At 46.3% G+C, this 18,206-nt stretch carries 13 protein-coding genes; all 13 read right to left on the reverse strand.

The features are described 5' to 3' along the window. Positions 1–6 precede the first annotated feature (6 nt). The 13 genes from CJ305_RS13505 to CJ305_RS13565 all read right to left on the reverse strand — a co-directional run bounded on the left by CJ305_RS13505 (position 7) and on the right by CJ305_RS13565 (position 18,196). A complete protein-coding gene (locus tag CJ305_RS13505) occupies positions 7–2,439 on the reverse strand; it encodes a glycoside hydrolase family 3 N-terminal domain-containing protein (protein ID WP_099646817.1) in 2,433 nt (810 codons plus the stop codon). 167 nt (positions 2,440–2,606) lie between these two features. Then, on the reverse strand, positions 2,607–3,131 hold the full coding sequence (locus tag CJ305_RS13510) for a hypothetical protein (protein WP_099646818.1): 525 nt from the start codon (positions 3,129–3,131) through the stop codon (positions 2,607–2,609). 3 nt (positions 3,132–3,134) lie between these two features. Then, a complete protein-coding gene (locus CJ305_RS13515) occupies positions 3,135–3,782 on the reverse strand; it encodes a TIGR02117 family protein (protein ID WP_099646819.1) in 648 nt (215 codons plus the stop codon). Between the two features lie 10 nt (positions 3,783–3,792). After that, positions 3,793–4,149 carry a helix-turn-helix domain-containing protein gene (locus CJ305_RS13520; RefSeq protein ID WP_099646820.1) on the reverse strand — a complete coding sequence of 119 codons (357 nt, stop codon included), beginning with the start codon at positions 4,147–4,149 and terminating at the stop codon, positions 3,793–3,795. A 2-nt stretch (positions 4,150–4,151) separates the two neighbouring features. Next, positions 4,152–4,445, reverse strand: coding sequence for a type II toxin-antitoxin system HigB family toxin (locus tag CJ305_RS13525; RefSeq protein WP_099646850.1), 294 nt, complete (start codon positions 4,443–4,445; stop codon positions 4,152–4,154). Positions 4,446–4,563: 118 nt separating this feature from the next. After that, positions 4,564–6,384 carry a sodium:solute symporter family protein gene (locus tag CJ305_RS13530; protein ID WP_099646821.1) on the reverse strand — a complete coding sequence of 607 codons (1,821 nt, stop codon included), beginning with the start codon at positions 6,382–6,384 and terminating at the stop codon, positions 4,564–4,566. A 58-nt stretch (positions 6,385–6,442) separates the two neighbouring features. After that, complete coding sequence (gene nagB / locus CJ305_RS13535) at positions 6,443–8,374, reverse strand: glucosamine-6-phosphate deaminase (protein WP_099646822.1); 1,932 nt, start codon at positions 8,372–8,374, stop codon at positions 6,443–6,445. Between the two features lie 192 nt (positions 8,375–8,566). Continuing rightward, on the reverse strand, positions 8,567–10,795 hold the full coding sequence (locus CJ305_RS13540) for a GH92 family glycosyl hydrolase (protein ID WP_099646823.1): 2,229 nt from the start codon (positions 10,793–10,795) through the stop codon (positions 8,567–8,569). A gap of 42 nt (positions 10,796–10,837) precedes the next feature. Next, positions 10,838–11,947 carry a glycoside hydrolase family protein gene (locus CJ305_RS13545; protein ID WP_099646824.1) on the reverse strand — a complete coding sequence of 370 codons (1,110 nt, stop codon included), beginning with the start codon at positions 11,945–11,947 and terminating at the stop codon, positions 10,838–10,840. 28 nt (positions 11,948–11,975) lie between these two features. Beyond that, positions 11,976–13,037: a carbohydrate-binding family 9-like protein gene (locus CJ305_RS13550; protein WP_099646825.1), complete on the reverse strand. Its 1,062-nt coding sequence runs from the start codon at positions 13,035–13,037 to the stop codon at positions 11,976–11,978. Next, positions 13,038–14,009 carry a glycoside hydrolase family 130 protein gene (locus CJ305_RS13555; protein WP_099646826.1) on the reverse strand — a complete coding sequence of 324 codons (972 nt, stop codon included), beginning with the start codon at positions 14,007–14,009 and terminating at the stop codon, positions 13,038–13,040. It lies immediately after the preceding gene. A 19-nt stretch (positions 14,010–14,028) separates the two neighbouring features. After that, a complete protein-coding gene (locus CJ305_RS13560; RefSeq protein ID WP_099646827.1) occupies positions 14,029–15,903 on the reverse strand; it encodes a sodium:solute symporter family protein in 1,875 nt (624 codons plus the stop codon). 1 nt (position 15,904) lies between these two features. Then, positions 15,905–18,196, reverse strand: coding sequence for a GH92 family glycosyl hydrolase (locus tag CJ305_RS13565; RefSeq protein ID WP_223248875.1), 2,292 nt, complete (start codon positions 18,194–18,196; stop codon positions 15,905–15,907). Positions 18,197–18,206 lie beyond the last annotated feature (10 nt).

Consider the following 18,206-nt stretch of genomic DNA (forward strand, 5'->3'; position numbering starts at 1 on the left):
TCGTTTTTAGTTTTTTATACGTATCGTTTCAGTAAGCGTCAATGTATCGGTAAGCCGGATGTCCTGTGAAGATGCACCAAGCTGTATTTCAAAGCTTCCGGCTTCGGCTACAAAATCCATATCTACATTGTAGAGGGCTAAATCTTCAGGCGTAATTTTAAAGGAAAGTGTTTTGCTTTCGCCTTTGGCTAAATGAATACGCTTAAAGCCGCGTAATTGCTTAACCGGCGTCACCACACTGCTCACCTCATCGCGCAGGTAGAGCTGCACCACCTCATCCCCATCGTGGTCACCCGTATTTTCTACAGTAACCGAAACATCAAATGCAGTGTCCTTTCCGTTTCCGCTTTGCGAAATAGTCAAACCCGAATATTCAAACTTTGTATAGCTCAGACCGTGACCAAAGGCATAAAGCGCAGCGGCCGACTCCTCCACATAATCGCGGCGTTTGGGCCACCAGTGATTGTAATAAACCGGCGTTTGGCCTACCGACCTCGGGATGGAGATGGGTAAACGACCCGCCGGATTATAATCACCAATCAAAACCTCTGCCAGCGCATGGCCGCCCTGTGAACCCGGGTACCAGGCGTCCAGAATAGCAGGAATGTGTTTGGCAGGCCAGTTGATTAATAAAGGTCTGCCGGTAATCAACACTAATACGGTTGGGGTGCCGGTTGCGGCTACAGCCTGCAGGAGTTCGAGCTGTTTTCCCATCAGGTCAAGGGTAGAACGGTCGTAACCCTCCCCGCTTTCCATATCGCTTAAAAGTTCATCTTCCTTGGAAGAAACGCTTGCAGCACCCGTCTCCAGGTATTCGGTTTTGAAGTCACGGGCGCTGGAACCTCCGAGTACCACGATTGCTACTTCGGCCTCTTTTGCCGCCGCTACTGCCGCAGGAATATCGGTCTGGGTGGTATCGCGGATGGCAGTCCCTTTTACATAAGTAACCTGAGCATTAGGCCATTTTGCCCGAATACCTTCAAGTGGCGTGATGATATACTCAGGATCCTGAGGTGCCGTGTAATCGCCCAATTGATTGTACATCGTATCGGCGTTTGGCCCAATCACTGCAATTTTCTTAAGGTCTTTGGAAAGCGGAAGCAGATTGCCTTCATTTTTGAGCAGGGTGATGCCTTCAAGAGCTACTTCTTTGGCCAGGGCAGTGTGTTCGCGGTTGCGCACCACTTTCGCCGGAAGCTTTTCATCTACATAGGGATTTTCAAAAAGCCCCATTTCAAACTTCAGCCGAAGCACGTTTTTAACCGCTTCGTTTAATCTCTCCTCACTGACGTCACCCGCCTTAAAGGCTGAAAATAATGCGTCGTCAAAACCCTTTCCGCCCAGATCGACATCTACACCGGCATTCATCGCAAGGGCCGCAGCCTCTTCTAAAGTCGCGGCTGCGTGATGGTCGTTCTTTATACCTTCTATACTCCCCAGATCAGAAACCACAAAGCCTTTAAAACCCCATTGCTCCCGAAGCAATCCGGTAAGCAGTTTTTTATGTGCGGTACTGGGAATCCCGTCTACCGAACTGTAGGCGGTCATTACCGACAGGGCACCGTTGTCAATCGCCTTTTTAAACGGATACATATACGCCTGCATGAGTTCGCGCTCCCCCACGTGAACCGCGCCACCGTTGTGTCCGCCCTCAGAAACGCCGTAAGCCGCAAAATGCTTCAAGGTTGAAATAACCCGGTCTTTTTGATCGATGCCTGATCCCTGAAATCCTTGAATAAGGCCCAAACCCATTTCTGCAATGAGATAGGGATCTTCCCCAAAGGTTTCCTCTACTCGTGACCAGCGGGGCTCGCGTGCCAAATCAAGGATGGGGCCGTAACCGATGTGCGCTCCCTGAGCGCGTAATTCGGCAGCGATGGCAGCGCCCATTTTTTGGTTGAGATCGGGGTTAAAGGTGCTGGCCTGAGCGATAGCTGCGGGAAAATCGGTTGTGCCAATGGCCATATGCCCGTGCATGGCTTCTTCGGCTAAAAATAAGGGAATGCCCAGCCTGCTTTCTTCAACTGCAATCTTCTGAATGGCATTGGTAGCCTTCGCTGCCAATTGTGGATTCAGGCCGGTTTGTAAGGTTTTTTGAGTCCAGGGATCGGCGCGCAAGGTACCCCAAAGCGCCCCGATGTTTTGAGTGGCTACTGCGGTTTTTAGCACTTCGCTGGCCACTACCCCATTTTTAGTTTTGGTATACATAGGCCAACCCAGCAAGGTTGAAAGCTGACCTACTTTTTCTTCGGGCGTCATACGCATCAGGAGATCGTCAACGCGCTGTTCTATGGAGAGACCCGGATTTTTATAAGGGGAATTAGCTGGGATTTGCTCCTGCGCACGAACTGACAAAATCCCCGAAAGGATAAAACTTAGCACGATGCAGCTGCATTTAGCAAAACCGGAATACGATGTCTTTTGTGTAGTTTTTTGCATAAAATGGTATCAGGTATTCAAGCTTTGGGTGTAAATACCACTAATTTATTCCTTAAAGCTAAAAGAAGTACCGCTTTACCTGAAAAATAATCGCTGAATGACGGCTCTGCGTAGCTTAGTGACGCCAAGGTGTTAGGAGTTCTTTATGAAATCAGAATGCTCAAGCCTTAATTGTGCCTGGATTCTTTACCTGTAAAACGCAATAACACCGAATCCTTTTGGCTTTGCCCAAAAAGCCTACCGGTTTTATATGCAGTTACTGCCAATACAATTATCAAAGCCAACTGAATACCTAAACCCATCCAAAAACCAAAATTCCATACGTTGCCTTGAGTTGTGGCTATTCCTTCAGTTGAAGATGAATAACCGGAAGAAGTACTCTCCCAAAGCCTAAAAAGACAAATTAAAAAGGTAAAGATTAGTATTAAGGTCATAGTAGATACAATCAAGATCAAATTTGCAATCTTATTTCTGAACTTCTGTAGTAGAGCCCGAAACAGGTAAATACTAAAAATAATAAATACGATATAAACACAAATTGCAGAAAGAGTTGGAATTATAAAGTATGAATCGTGAATATTGACATCTATTTGAGACTCGGGGTGCAATGCTTCCCAGCCTATACTATACATAGGTAAAACCAGTAAAGACACAATTAGTATAAGCAAAAAAATCAACTCTTTATTCTTCATATTCTAATCGTATTTCCCCATCAATCCAAAATCAAAGGGTGTCCATAAACAGGCTTTTAAACCACTTTCTTTAAATGCCGTATTTACCCAGGTATTGCAGGTTTTAATACACGAATAACTTCCGTTAGCCTTATAAAAATCATCGCGGGAACCATAGCCGGCATCCTTCAACATTTCCTTAATACCATTAGCATCCGGTTTGAAGCTGTTTACCAAGTAGGTGTTGATTTTTTCTAATTCTTCCACACTCAGACGCACTTCTACCCAGTCCTCCTGCTTGTTGCGGTAACGGGTTAAATGCATCAGCGTGGTACTTTCTAAAAACAAGGCTCTAAAGGCATTTGCAAAAGTCAGATCTCCCCAGGTAGGCGTATTGATGTAGAAATTTTCATCTCCCCAGCCAAAAGACATATAGGCGTCTGCATCAGTCCTTTTCAAATCTTTACTCAAATCGGCAGTCATAGCCGCTCTGGGCAGAACAATATCTAAATGCACCCCATTGGTTTTGAGATAGATTACCTGATCTGCGGGTTGATCTTTAGCCTCGCGTGGAACGGTTATCGCTGTCAGAACCAAAGAAACAACCAGATAAACTACCGGGATCAACAGGACATAGAATAGAAATCTGAGCAGTTTGCGAAACAGTTTCATTTTTTATATTTCAATATTCCTGAACCAGAACTTCGGTAGGAATGTGAAGCTTTATGTTGAGTTTTCTGATCATATCGAGAGTTAGCTTTCGCTTTTTATTCAGTATCTCGCTCACCCTGCTTTCAAAACCTACTATTTCGGCTAAATCCCTCTGTTTCAAACCCATTTGTTCCATTCTGAATTTAATGGCTTCAATAGGATCTGGCATACCTATCGGAAAATTTTCACTTTCGTACTGCTCAATTAAAATCGAACGAATTTCAAGTTCATCTCCCTCTTCAGTACCTTTTTTGGCATCAAAAATGTCTTCTAGGCGTTCTAGCGCATCCTGATAATCCTGTTCATTTCGTATAGGTGTTATTTTCATGATCAAATGGTATTTGCATCTATTTTGTCATATTCTGCGTGTGTGCCCATAAAGCGAATCCAGCAAATCTGAAACTCAAAATTAATTTTTACAATAAGGCGGTATTTATTGCCCTTGATGTTGAAAACAATTCGATTTTCCCGAAGAACACTGGCTGTTGGATATTCATCCTTAAGCGCGTGGATAGTTTCAAAAGACGACCGCTCCAATTCCCGATACCAGGACTTTAGCTGCTCTTCACAGTCGGAATGCTTTATCCAAAAATCCCGTAATGTTCGCTTTGCAATAACTCTCACTTTAGACCAGGGTTTTATCAAAGATATCAAAACTTACCAAATTGGTAACTATCCGTTTAAAACAAAAAAAAACGCCCCGAATTAACGGGACGCCTTTTCACCAGAAACAATTAAAAACTCAAAAAACTCGCGTTTTTATACGCTGCCATAGTTTTACCAGAACTACAGTTGCGATCAGCGTGAGTACGGTTAAAATACCGGCCTGGGTATAGAACCCGTAAATCCAGTATCCGGTGCTAAAAAGCGCACCGTATATGGTAACACAACCCACTAAAGTAGCCAGTATCCCTGCGGGTACAGACCATTTTTGGGTGTTGGTAACTAAATTTTTTCCCTGCAACTGTGCTTCCCCAAGTATGCGCTGCCAGCCGGGACCACCGGGCTGGGTGCGTTTGTAAAAGTCGAAAAGCGTGCGTTCGGTTTCAGGCGGAGTTAAGAAGGTAACACTAAGCCATACGATAGAAGTAAGCAACACGATCATAGGATAGGTTGACCAAAACGGTAAAATACCATCTGCTTCGGCAGTCCCAAAAAGCACCACTCCAAGAGAAGTAAAATTGAACAGAATGGAAATGATTCCGGAAGAAAACATCGCCGAGATTTCACTCCAGGCATTGATACGCCACCAAAACCAGCGCAGGATAAAAATCAATCCGGTACCCGCACCAAACATCAATATGATATTAAACAACTGGTACGCATTGGTAAGGATTAAAGCCAAAGCCGAGCTGATTACCATCAGCAGTACAGTTGAGATACGACCGGCATTTACCAGTTCTTTTTGAGAAGCTTCGGGTTTGATGTAGCGTGCGTAAAAGTCATTAACTACATACGAAGATCCCCAGTTTAAATGGGTTGAAATCGTAGACATATAAGCGGCGATCAGCGAAGCCATGACCAGACCCAAAAGACCCGCAGGCAGTTTGGTCAACATTGCCGAATACGCCAAATCATCGCCCAGCTTACTTTCTACAATATTAGGAAAAGCCTCGTGAATACTGGCGATATCCGGATAAATCACAAGAGAAGACAAAGCCACCAAAATCCAAGGCCAGGGACGTAAAGCATAATGCAGGGCATTAAAGAAAAAGGTGGCACCTATGGCGTGGTTTTCATCTTTGGCCGCAAGCATACGCTGTGCGATATAGCCACCGCCACCGGGTTCGGCACCGGGATACCAGGCGCTCCACCACTGCACCGCAAGCGGAATAATGAGCAGGGTAATCAGGGTCGCTTTATCGTTAAAATCGGGCATGATGTTGATCTTATTCATCACTTCGGCATGGCTGAGCAGTCCGCTCATACCGCCTACTTCAGGCAGGTTTACACAATAATATGCTGCTCCTATACCTCCGGCCATCGCTGCAAAAAACAGAATAAAATCGGTGTACACAACGCCTTTAAAACCACCCACGGTGCTGAAAATAACCGTTACCAGACCCGCGTAACCTATGGTTTCCAGCGGACTCAACCCCAGCATAATCTGACCGATTTTAATCGCTGCCAGAGTTACCGCACTCATCGCAAGTACATTAAAGATCACCCCCAGATACACGGCACGGAAGCCGCGTAAAAAACGGGCCGGTTTTCCGCCGTAACGCAATTCATAAAACTCGATATCTGTGTTCACCTCAGACTTACGCCAAAGCTTGGCATACACAAAAACAGTAAGTAAACCGGTGATCAAAAAGGCCCACCAAACCCAGTTGCCGCTTACCCCCTGATTCCGAACAATATCGGTTACCAGGTTAGGCGTATCGGTTGAAAAGGTTGTGGCCACCATCGAAATACCCAAAAGCCACCAGGGCATATTTCGGCCCGATAGAAAATATTCGGCAGAACTCTTTCCTGATTTTTTGGCAACCATTAATCCGATGATCAGGGTGATTGCAAAAAAGCCAATGATAATGGCGTAATCGAGGGTTTCAAGAGCTACCATGCTTTATTCTTATTTTTGTTACAATTACTAGTTAAGGGTAGAAAGGTACTTTTAATTTTTAAAAGTGGTAGCGCATAAAGGCTTCCATCGCCGCATATTCTGCCAGACCCAGGGCCCGGTATTTCTGCGCGGTCTCTTTGTTTCGGTCTTCGGCACGCACCCAAAACTCGCGTAAATCTTCTCCCTGAAACATCACACCGTCTTTTTGAGACTGATGATAGAAAATAGCCTGACGCTTTTTAAGCACCTGGTCCGGACTCATAGGCACGGCCATCTCGATCTCGTGCATTTCAAACTCGTGCCATGCGCCGCGGTATAACCAAACCCAGCAATCGTTCATATAGGCTTCACTCTTCAATTGAGCAAGCGATTCAAAAATGATATTGAGGCATACTTTGTGCGTTCCGTGCGGATCTGCAAGATCCCCCGCAGCATAAATCTGATGCGGCTTTACGGTGCTGATCAATTCGTTTACAATAGCTACATCATCCTGAGACATCGGGTTTTTCTTGATCCCTCCGGTTTCGTAAAACGGAAGGTCTAAAAAGTGTACCTGCTCATCGGGAACGCCCTCAAAACGGGTTGCCCCAAGAGATTCGCAACGTCTGATCAAACCTTTTAACTGACGCACTTCAATCGGATCGACCTCGTTGCGCTGTTTGTTTTTTATCTGCTCTGCGATTTTACTGAAACGCTCGCAGTCGTTGTTGCCCATAAGTGCTGCCACTTCAGCAAACTTCAAGGCTTCGGTATCGCTCACCGCGATATTTCCCGAAGTCTGATACGCGATATGCACCTCGTGCCCCTGCTCTACCAGACGGTCAAAAGTTCCACCCATAGAAATCACATCGTCATCAGGATGCGGACTAAAGATAATCACGCGCTTTCTCGCGGGCTCCGCACGCTCGGGACGCTTGGTATCGTCTGCACCGGGCTTCCCTCCCGGCCAGCCGGTGATGGTATGCTGCAGCTTGTTAAACATTTCGATATTAAGGTTGTAGGCCGAACCTTGCAAGGCAAGCAGGTCTGACATCCCGTGGTCGTTATAATCTTTATCGGTAAGGCTTAAAATGGTCTTTCCGGTTTTTTCGCAAAGCCAAAACACCGCTTTGGCGGTTAATTCTTTGGTCCAGTCACAGGTACCTACAAGCCATGGTGTTTTTACACGGGTAAGTTCGGAAGCTGCGGCATCATCGAGTACAAAAGTTGTATTGTCGTGCTCCTGAAGGTAGGTAGCAGGTACGGTCGAGGAGATTTCGCCCTCAATGGTTTCCTTTAAAATTTCGGCTTTATTTTGACCCCAGCCCAAAAGCACAATACGTTTTGCGCTCAAAACGGTATTGATCCCCATCGTGATGGCCTTTTTCGGCACGTTAGACAAACCTCTAAACGAACCGGCAGCATCGGCACGGGTTAAATAATCAAGCGTAATCATACGCGTACCCGAGTTGAAATGCGATCCCGGCTCATTGAAACCAATGTGTCCCGTACGGCCAATTCCCAAAAGCTGAAAATCAAGTCCGCCAACAGATTTGATTTTAGCTTCGTAAGCGATGCAAAACGGTTTTATTTCTTCCTGCGAAAGGGTTCCGTCAGGGATGTTTACATTTTCAGCAGGAATGTCAATGTGATTAAACAGATGCTCGTGCATAAAGTAATGATAACTCTGCACGTCTGATTTTTCCATCGGCCAGTACTCATCCAGGTTGAAGGTGATCACATTTTTAAAACTTAAACCCTCTTCACGATGCATACGCACGAGTTCGGCATAGACATTAATGGGTGACGAACCGGTAGCCAAACCCAAAACGCAGGGCTTGCCGGAAGCTGCCTTGCTGCGAATCAAATCTGCAATTTCCTGAGCAACAATCGCTGAAGCTTCAGTTGATTGCTCAAAGCTGATGTTGTGAATCTTCTCAAAGCGGGTCTCTTCAAATTTACCCGCCGGTTCGTATTTAATTAATGCTGAATCTTGTAAACCTGGTTTCATAGTGGTTGTTGTCTTTTTTTGAGCGTTCAAAATTCCCGGTAGACCGAATTTAATTTCAAATATAATAAAATATGTAGTACATATTATTTATTGCTAAGTTGAAATTCTTAAAATTTTTAAGGTTTCCAAAAAAGATTCGATAGACAACCACTGCGGGAAGCTAAATGACATGAATGGCAGGTTTTGGCCAAATCATTTGAAAATTACCTCGCCGGCTTCAACCCAGGTTTTATGATCTACATACTTAGTACTTAACGACTTTCCGTTTAAACTAAACGTACCGGAAGCTTCTGATTCCCGCGATCTCTCGTTTTTAATTACCAACGCATCACGCTCGTAAAATTGAGGGTTGAGATGAATAATTACTTCCTCAAACTGCGGCTGCGTCAAGGTGTAGCCGGGATCTGCCGGAGTCATCGGGTAAAAACCCATCATCGCATATACCAGCCAGGCGCTCATCGTACCGGTATCGTCATTTCCCGGTAATCCTGCAGGCTTATTGGTAAAATACGTGGCTATGAGTTCGTCAACTTTTTCACGGGTTTTGTGGGCTTTGCCCGGGAGGTAATTGTACAAAAACGGATAGGCAATATCGGGTTCGTTTGCCATATCAAACTGCCCCTGCTTAAATAGCGCATCGAGTTTTGCTTCAAACTTCTGGTTACCGCCCATCAATTGAATCATTCCTTCAATATCCTGCGGTTGCATAAAAAGGTACTGCCAGGCATTGCCTTCAATAAACCCGGGATTCTCTGTAAAATTAGCACCTGCCAAAGGATCGAAAGGTTCGTACCAGCTGCCATCACCCATCTTGGGTTGTAAAAATCCTGATTTTTTATTGTACAATTTCTTATACGAAAGCGCCCGTTGGTCAAAACGCTTTGCTGTTTTTTTATCTCCCAAAGCTTCCGCCAGGCGGGCAATGGCATAATCGGCGATGTTGTATTCCTGAGTGGTAGATACAGGACCTTTAATGTGCGAATCGTAACTCACATAACCCAAATCAATATATTCCCCGATGCCGGGTCGCAATGGATTGGCCTCACGGGTATCTGCACTTTTGAGCATGGCTTTATAGGCCTTTTGTACATCAAAACCGGTGATGCCACGCAAATAGGTATCGGCCAGCACAACGGCCGCAGGATCGCCTACCATTGTAAACGTCTCGGTCGCGTTCAGCTCCCACTTGGGTAACCATCCGTTCTCGTCATAAATAGCAAGCATGGAATTTACCATATCCAGTTGCTCCTGAGGATAAAGCAGACTCATCAACTGATGGTAATTGCGGTAGGTGTCCCACAGCGAAAACACGGTATACCGGGTTCCGCCGGTATGTTTGGTCTTGCGGGTATTCATCTCGGGGTATTCACCATTAGCATCATTTAAAATGCTGGGGGCGATCTGGGTATGATACAAAGCCGTGTAAAAAATAGTCTTATCATCCCGGTCATCTCCCGTAACCTCAACCACTCCCAGTTTATCATTCCAGGCTTTTTTGGTTTCGGCATAGACGGCATCAAAATCTGATGCGCCAACCTCTTTATCCAGATTCTCCCGGGCGTTCGCAATACTCACATACGAGATGCCCACTTTAAGCGTAACCTGCGTGGCTTCTTTAAAATCATAATTAAAATACGCGCCAATACTATCCCCCACGACTTCTTTCATAAATTGTTCCTTCAGTCGGGTTTTGCCATTATAGGTCATCCACTGGGCTTCAACCCCATTATAAGTCGCGGGTTTATCCCAGATCCCAAAATTTTCAGGAGCTGCAGAAACACGAGCCACAAAGTAAATAGGATAGGCGCTTTCGGCATTGTTATAACAAAACGAACCCACCATACGCGAGCCTTCCACTTCGGTAGGCGAATTGAATTTCAGCACCGCCCCGTGCTCGTTGGTCAAACCCAGTCCCAGATTGAGAAGCAAATTGGCCTTCCCTGCCGGAAAGTGATATCGGCTTACACCCACACGGGTACTGGCTGTCAATTCGGTTTTGATGCCGTTATCGAGTTCAACCGAGTAATAACCGGGTTTGGCGATTTCGTTTTTATAAGTCGTTCCGTATCGTAAATGGTCGGTTTCCAGCGCACCGGTGGTTGGCATACTTAAGATTACGCCCAGATCGGGGCAACCCACGCCACTCATATTGACATGGCTAAAACCGGTTAAAAAGCTATTTTCATACACATACGGATTGGACAACCAGCGACTGTCTTTTTCCAAATCGGTATCGTCTCCTGCCACGTTAAACGGCGAAACACTGGCCATACCGCGCGGGGCAATAGCTCCCGGATGGGTGGCTCCAAAATTTGAAGTCCCGATAAACGGATTTACATATTGGGTAAAGTCCTGTTGCGCATTCGCGAAACATATACAGCTTAGACTTAGGCCTATAAACAGGCAGGTGCGTAAGGTCATGATTGCATTTTAATCAGCCGCAGCGTGGCAGCAGGTTTTCAGTTAGTTTGCCGCTTTAATCACCGCGAGTTGTTCATCAGTTAGTGCATTTCCATCAAAGAAAGCCGCGCCTTTGGCTCCATTGTCTTTCGCCAGTTGAATGGCTGTTGCCAAATCTTCCGCAGACATTTCGGGGACGTAAATCCCGGTGTGCAATTCGGTGCCTGTACCTTCGAGGTCTTTTACGCCCTGCCCGGTGGCAAAGCCTATCCAGTCTATTTCTTCATTGTAAAAATTGTGGTAAATCATAGGCAGCACCACATCGATATCCCATTTATCCCAGCGTTGACGCACCATATGATCGGCCATCTCCGGGTATGGAAATACCGCTCCGGTTAAAATCTTTCCGTTGTCGTGAGCTACTTTATAGGCATCGTCCACAACCGCCTTGATCTGATTGAGGCGAAATTGCTTCCACTCCATATCAATCGCGGTGTTTTCCATCTCCCGCGGATTTTTATGATGTAGTTCTTCAAACTTCTCAACACAGGCATCGCAATAGCAAAAATCGTATTCGGGCAATTCGGTGTCCTGAACGAGATCGTATTTGGGCAATAAACCTATGGGCAGGAATACATCAGGATACCGAATGTAGTCCAGGTGAAAACTGCTCACCCCTTCTACTTTGCTCAGTTTGTCAACCAGACTCAAAATATGGTTGCGCGAACCTTCCCGAGTGGGGCATAAAAACTGGTAATAATCTACGTACGGCCTGTTATCAAACGTAGATTTTCCATCGCGGCTTACCGCATACCATTCGGGGTGTTGCAAGGCAACCGTGTCACCGGGGCGGTTCATCGTAAACATCCAGGCGTGCACTTCAAGACCCTGAGCAGTAGCCAGAGGTGTGAGACGTGCCAGCAATTCGGCATCGGCATTGGTATTGATTAAAACGGCGTCGAGACCGTTATCGCTGTATTTTTTAAATTCAGCCGTGTACGATTCGTCCGTACGTTTAGCATCTGCCGTCATCCAGGTCCAGAATTTGAAATCAGCAGTTTCTTGCTCTGCTTCTTCTGTTTTAGCAGCCTTGCCCGCCGGATGAATGTTGTCAATGCACGAAATGGCTGTCAAACCCAGCAGCAACAAGCCAAAGATTAATTTTAATTTCATAGTTACATTTTTTAAGCACGTGGCTTGATTACTTAATTTTTGAATACTTTCCATCTTCCCGGATGCTGTAAACCGAACCGGTAAACGGACTTTCTACAAACACCGTCCAGCCCATCTCGTGATGATCAATAATGGGTTGAAGTGTTTTCCCTTCGATCTCGAAAGTTTCAGCGTCTAAATCGTCCAGATTTACGACCCAGGCCTTGTGGGTATTGTAAAAGGTTTTTTGTTCGCGGTAGATTTCGTAGAGTTTCCAGCGGATTTGCTCATCAACCGGAATGCTGAAACTTTCGGTTTCGGTTAGCGGTTTAGAACTGAAATACACATAGCCCCAATGTTCGGGTTCGTGCATATTGATCACGCCTTGCGGAGACCACACCCAGTTGTATTCGGGCAGGTAGTTGCCCGAAGCATCTTTCGCACGGCTGTAGCGGTTATCATTCAGTTCAAAATCCCAGTTTACCCGTGAGAAATTGATGCGCCAAAACTGATCTGCAGGTAGGTCGTTTGAACCGCTGGCTTCCACCAAAACAGACCAGGGCATCGCAATTTCCACACTCCAGCCCGTATCGGTATCGGTGGGATCATTCAGCGTTCCGTTAATAGAAACCGCCGTTTGCAGGCCCCGAATATCCCAGCTGTCCAGCACCGGTGCCGACTCGCGATAGGGTTTTACCAACAATAAATCCCAGACGGTATTGAGCGCATTCATCTCAAACTCATAATAGTTATGCGTATCGCCATCGGGGTCTATAAAAATCTCAAAATCGTTGTTGTAAAAGATCACCGTGTCGCGCTGTTTCAGCGTTGCCCAGATGTGGGGTTCGTTTAGCTCTGCGTAGAAATACAGATTCTCCTCATCCCAGAGCATTTTTACACGCGTCTCGTATTTGGGTATTTTTTCGCCTTCAATATCTATAAACGGCTGCGAAAAAGCGGCTTCCTTCCACTCATGCTCTTCCGCCTTGCCGTCAATAGTAAGCGGTGTTTCAATACGATGCGCCACATAACTGCGCGGCGGAGTCTTTTGGGCGTAGCCCGAAAAAGCGAATGCGCAAAGAAGGGAAAGAAAGGCTTTTTGAATATTCATTTACAGACTGTTTGTTTTTACAAAATCAATTATTTCGCTCAGCCTACCAAAAGCAATTGCTGTCACCGTATCGGCCGCGCCGTAATAGAGCGTCACTTTATCTTCTTCAACCGAGTGCAGCGTCGCGCATGGAAACACCACATTAGGCACGTCGCCCGCGAGTTCATAAGATTCTGCCGGAGCCAGTAAGTACGGCTGACTGCGGTACAGCACCTTATCGGGACGGTTTTTATCCAGAATCGCAGCCCCCACCGAATAGCGGAACCCGTTACAGGTATTGATGACCCCATGGTAGAACAACAACCAGCCTTCATCGGTTAAAATAGGTACGGGTCCGGCGCCTATTTTGGTACACTGCCAGGCGCTTTCGGTAAATGGCGCGACTTTCATCACGCAGCGGTGTTCTCCCCAGTATTTCATATCGGGGCTGTAGCTGATGTAAATATCACCAAATGGCGTATGCCCGTTGTCACTGGGACGGCTGAGCATCGCAAATTTACCGTCTATTTTCTGCGGAAGCAAAACCCCGTTTCGGTTAAACGGCAAAAAGGCATTTTCGCACTGAAAAAATTCTTTAAAATCGAAGGTGTACCCGATACCGATTGTTGGCCCGTGATAGCCGTTGCACCAGGTGATCCAATAGCGGTCTTCAATAAAACATACCCGCGGATCGTATTTATAATCAGACTCGATCATCTCGGTGTTTCCGGCGCCAAAAACGATGGGCTCGTGGTTGATTTCCCAATTGATCCCGTCTTTACTGAAACCCGCAAAAATATTCATCTGCACCGCTTTGTTATCGCAGCGGAATACACCGGCATAACCGTCTTCAAAAGGTACCACGGCCGAGTTGAAAATACTGTTGGAAGAAGGAATGGCATACCGGTCAATAATAGGGTTGGCATCGTAGCGCCACATCACATCGGTGTTGCCTTGCGGGCGGTCTTGCCAGGGAAATGGGGTTGTACTCATAGAATCGTATTTCTTTATATTAGGTAGTTAGTTTTTTGACTTTATCAAGCCAGGTAAATTTTAAAATCAGGGTGGTTACACCAAAAATCAGGAGACTCCAGGCCATTTTTTCGTAATCGCGCACCACCAGAAAAATAGGCAGGACGATCATACTCGATTGCCAAACAATCCCGATGAGACAGTTGAGCATATCGAGGCCAAAATCGGTGTTTTTCTCTATCGCCTCGTCGGCCTTTAACTGCTCCCGAACGGGTTTCCACCAGCCCCAGGGGTGCACCGAAGTATAAAAACTTTTTAAAGTTGCAGCCGCAGTAGGAGGCGTGAGATAGGTTCCCAGAAACGCGCCCAGCAAGGAAAAGCCTAGAATTATCGGAAACAAATAAATAACAGGCACGTGGGCGTACCAGTATAAAAAGCTCCCCTCGACATAGGTTGAAGCGCCCTGATCAATCACATATTGCAGGGTGGCCACAACCAGCCCGGTAAGCATTCCCCAGAAATAGCCCCAACCGTTAAAGCGCCACCAAATCCACTTGAGGAAATTGGCTGCCACATAACCCCCGTACAGCGAACTCGTGATCCAGAGCGTAATGGAGTTGATGGAGTCTGCGAAAAAACCCATTATCACGCCCAGGGTTACGACTGCAAAAGAAGCCATATGACTGGCTTTCACATAATGCCGGTCTGTAGCTACGGGTTTGAAGTATTTCTTATAAATATCGTTTACAATGTATGCAGGTCCTGCATTCACAAAAGCCGAAAAGGTAGACATAAATGCCGCAAGCAGCCCCGCAAGCAGCAGCCCTTTAATCCCTACGGGTACGTGGTTGTTGATCACCTGCGGAAGGATTACCTCCAGGTCATTTCCCGAAATCTCACCGGCTTTAGCCAGTTCGGGAGCAATATAGATCAAGCCTAAAACCACAATGGCAGCGATAAGCAAATACCGTGGAATGAACAAAACCAGATTGGTAAAGCCGCTCATATAGGCCGCATCTTTTGCCGTTCGGGTTGAGAGGATGCGCTGCATATCGTAACTGGGAGTAGGCCCGGCGATGCTTGCAAAAAAGCCTTTGAACAGGCTCATCCCTACAAAAGCACCAAACATCTTATAACCCTGTGTATCAATAAGCCGGTTAAAATTTTCATAGTCCCCTGCCCAGAAACCGGTGAGTTCGCTGCCGAATACCACATTTTTCCATTCGGCAGGGATCAAGGCCTGAATTTCGATGTCGGTAAAGGCGAAAAAGGTATAGCCTGCCACCAAAATCCCGGCCAGCACCATAATCCCGAACTGCAATACTTCCGTAGAAACTACCGAGAACATGCCGCCTTTAATGGTATAAATCGTGGTTAATAAAATGAGGATTAAGGCATACACCTGTTCGGCATTGAGCAAGGTAAAATCACCAATCACCAGACTGGCGTCCCAGGGCAAAATCACGGTCATAAACTTACCGGCGCCTTCAAAGAAATAGGCGATAAAACCTACCGATGCCACCACCGCAAAAATCGCCACGATCAGGTGCGAAGCACGACCCGCCCTGTCGTCGCCAAATCGCGAAAGAATCCATTCAGAACCCGTCATCACATTGGAGCGGCGTATCCAGACGGCCAGAAACATCATCACAAAAACCTGATTGAAGATGGGCCAGATCCACATAAACATAAAGCTCTTGACCCCGTATAAAAACAGAATGCCCACCATCCAGGCAGTGCCCGAAACGTCAAACATCCCCGAGCCGTTACTCAGCCCCAGATAATACCATTTAATACTTTTTCCGCCCAAAAAATAGGAGTCCAGACCTTTGGAAGCCTTTTTGGCCACATAAATCCCGATGCCTATGGTAAGCAACAGGTAAACCGCAATAATTACAACGTCTATTAACTCCATACTACTTTGCCTGCTTTATGCCCCAGGTTTTATTAGGCTCTGCACCCATTGTCAGCACGAGTTCGCCACCTGCCAATAGTTGCTCGTGGGTAATGCTGGTTTGGTTAAAAGGCTTTCCGTTTAGGGTAGCCGACTGAATGTAGAAATGGGTTTCTGAAACCTCTTTAGCTTCAATGCTGAACTGTTTTCCATTTGGAAGGGAAATAACCGATTTCTCAAAGACCGGACTCCCTACTTCATAAGCAGCGCTCGCCGGATTGAAGGGATACAGGCCCATCGCGCTCCACACATACCAGGCAGACATCTGACCCGCATCTTCGTTACCGCTCAGGCCGTTTGACGTGGTGTTGTACTGGGTTTTTAAGATTTCGTGAACCCAGTATTGGGTAAGCCAGGGTTTCCCGGCGCGGTTAAACAGGTAAGCGATGTGATGACTGGGCTCGTTGCCGTGCGCATACTGGCCAATTAGTCCTGAAATATCATTGGAAATATAATCGCCGGTAATTTCAGAACTTTCGGTAAACAGCTGCTGCAGCATTTCGGTAAAAGGCTCTTCCCCACCGTGCAGTTTGATGAAATTATCAGTATCGTGAAGTACAAACCAGGAGTGTTGCCAGGCGTTCCCTTCGGTATAATCGGTATTTTTTTCGTGTCTGCTGAATTTAGGATCGAAAGGCTCGTGCCAGTTTCCGGCAGCCGATTTGCCGCGCATAAAGCCGGTTTCGGGATCGTACAATTTTTCGTAGGATTTAGAGCGGCTTAAGAAATACGCGTAATCCTGCTCATGGCCTAAAGCTTTGGCCATTTGCGCCACACACCAGTCGTTATAGGCATATTCGAGCGTAAAGGTGACTGACTCGTCTATTTTGTCATACGGAATATACCCGTACTCCTTTAAAAACTGAAGTCCGCGTGCATCACGCATCTGGGTATTTTTCATCGCTTCAAAGGCTTTTTCGGCATCAAAACCTGTAATGACTTTAAAGTATGCTTCGGTGATTACCGGAATCGCGTGGTTACCGGTCATCGTATTGGTCTCATTGCCATAGAGCGTCCACACCGGCAGGCTTTTATGCACCGAATAATACGCGAGCATCGAGTTGATGATGTCACTAACTTTTTCAGGTTCCAACACCGTAAGCAACGGATTTTCCGCTCGGAAGGTGTCCCAAAGCGATAAGGTGGAATAGGCTGTGTAGTCGGCTTTGACAATGCTGTCGTTTTCCCGACGGAATTCGCCATTGACGTCTGAAAAAGTTACGGGAGCGATTTGCGTATGGTATAATGCCGAATAAAAAATGGTCTTTAAGGAATCTACCGGAGTTTCCACCACTATTTTGTTCATTTGCTGGTTCCAGACTTTTTTAGCTTCGGTTTTAGCAGAATCAAAATCCAAATCCCGATCACTTTCCAGATTGGCTTTGGCATTGGCAATACTTACTGACGAAACTGCAACTTTTACGATTACGTCGCGGCTTCCGTCTATATCAAAAAAGAACTGACCCGCCGTGGTCTTTCCGGCAACCTCTTCACCTTCGGTCTTTGCCTTATCTTGAAACAGGTGATAGCGGGCAATGGGTTTCGAAAATTCGGCCACAAAAAACACCTTTTGATTTTTCGCCCAACCCGTACTGTGTCGGTATCCGCTAATTGTGGTTTCATTTTCGACGGCAATAGCAGTTTCAACAGGTGCATCCCAATTGATGGCAAAACCCAGATCAAGCACCACCGAAGCTTCACCGGCACCCTCATAATTGTACTTTTGAAAAGCCGTGCGCTGCGTCGCGGTAAGGCTCACTTTAATCTGCGGATCTTCCAGGTAAACCCTGTAATAACCCGGTTCTGCACTTTCGCGCTTATGCGAAAAGCCTGAAGCATACGGGCGGTCCTGCGGATTTTCATAAGTGCCCGTCAAATCAAGCTCTTTCGCCGCAGGCATAAATAAAATATCGGCCAGATCGCCAATACCGGTTCCGCTTAAATGCAGATTGCTAAAACCCGAAATGATTGAATCGGAATAGTGATAACCTGAGCACCAGTCCCAGCCGTTACGCCCGTTATCTGGGCTCACCTGCACCATTCCAAAAGGAACGGTAGCTCCGGGATAGGTATGGCCGTGACCGCCAGTGCCAATAAAGGGATCAACGTGGGCAATAAGATTGTATTCTTTTTGAACTTCCTGAACCGTTTCGCTCGTGGTCTCCTTCTTACAGGAACTGAGCAAAACAAGGTATCCCAGTAGGATAATTTTAGTACACTGATTCACGTTAAGGTTGAGCTTTGGGAGCATCATCTGTTAAGAT

The organism is Leeuwenhoekiella nanhaiensis (assembly GCF_002744755.1).
Classification (GTDB): domain Bacteria; phylum Bacteroidota; class Bacteroidia; order Flavobacteriales; family Flavobacteriaceae; genus Leeuwenhoekiella; species Leeuwenhoekiella nanhaiensis.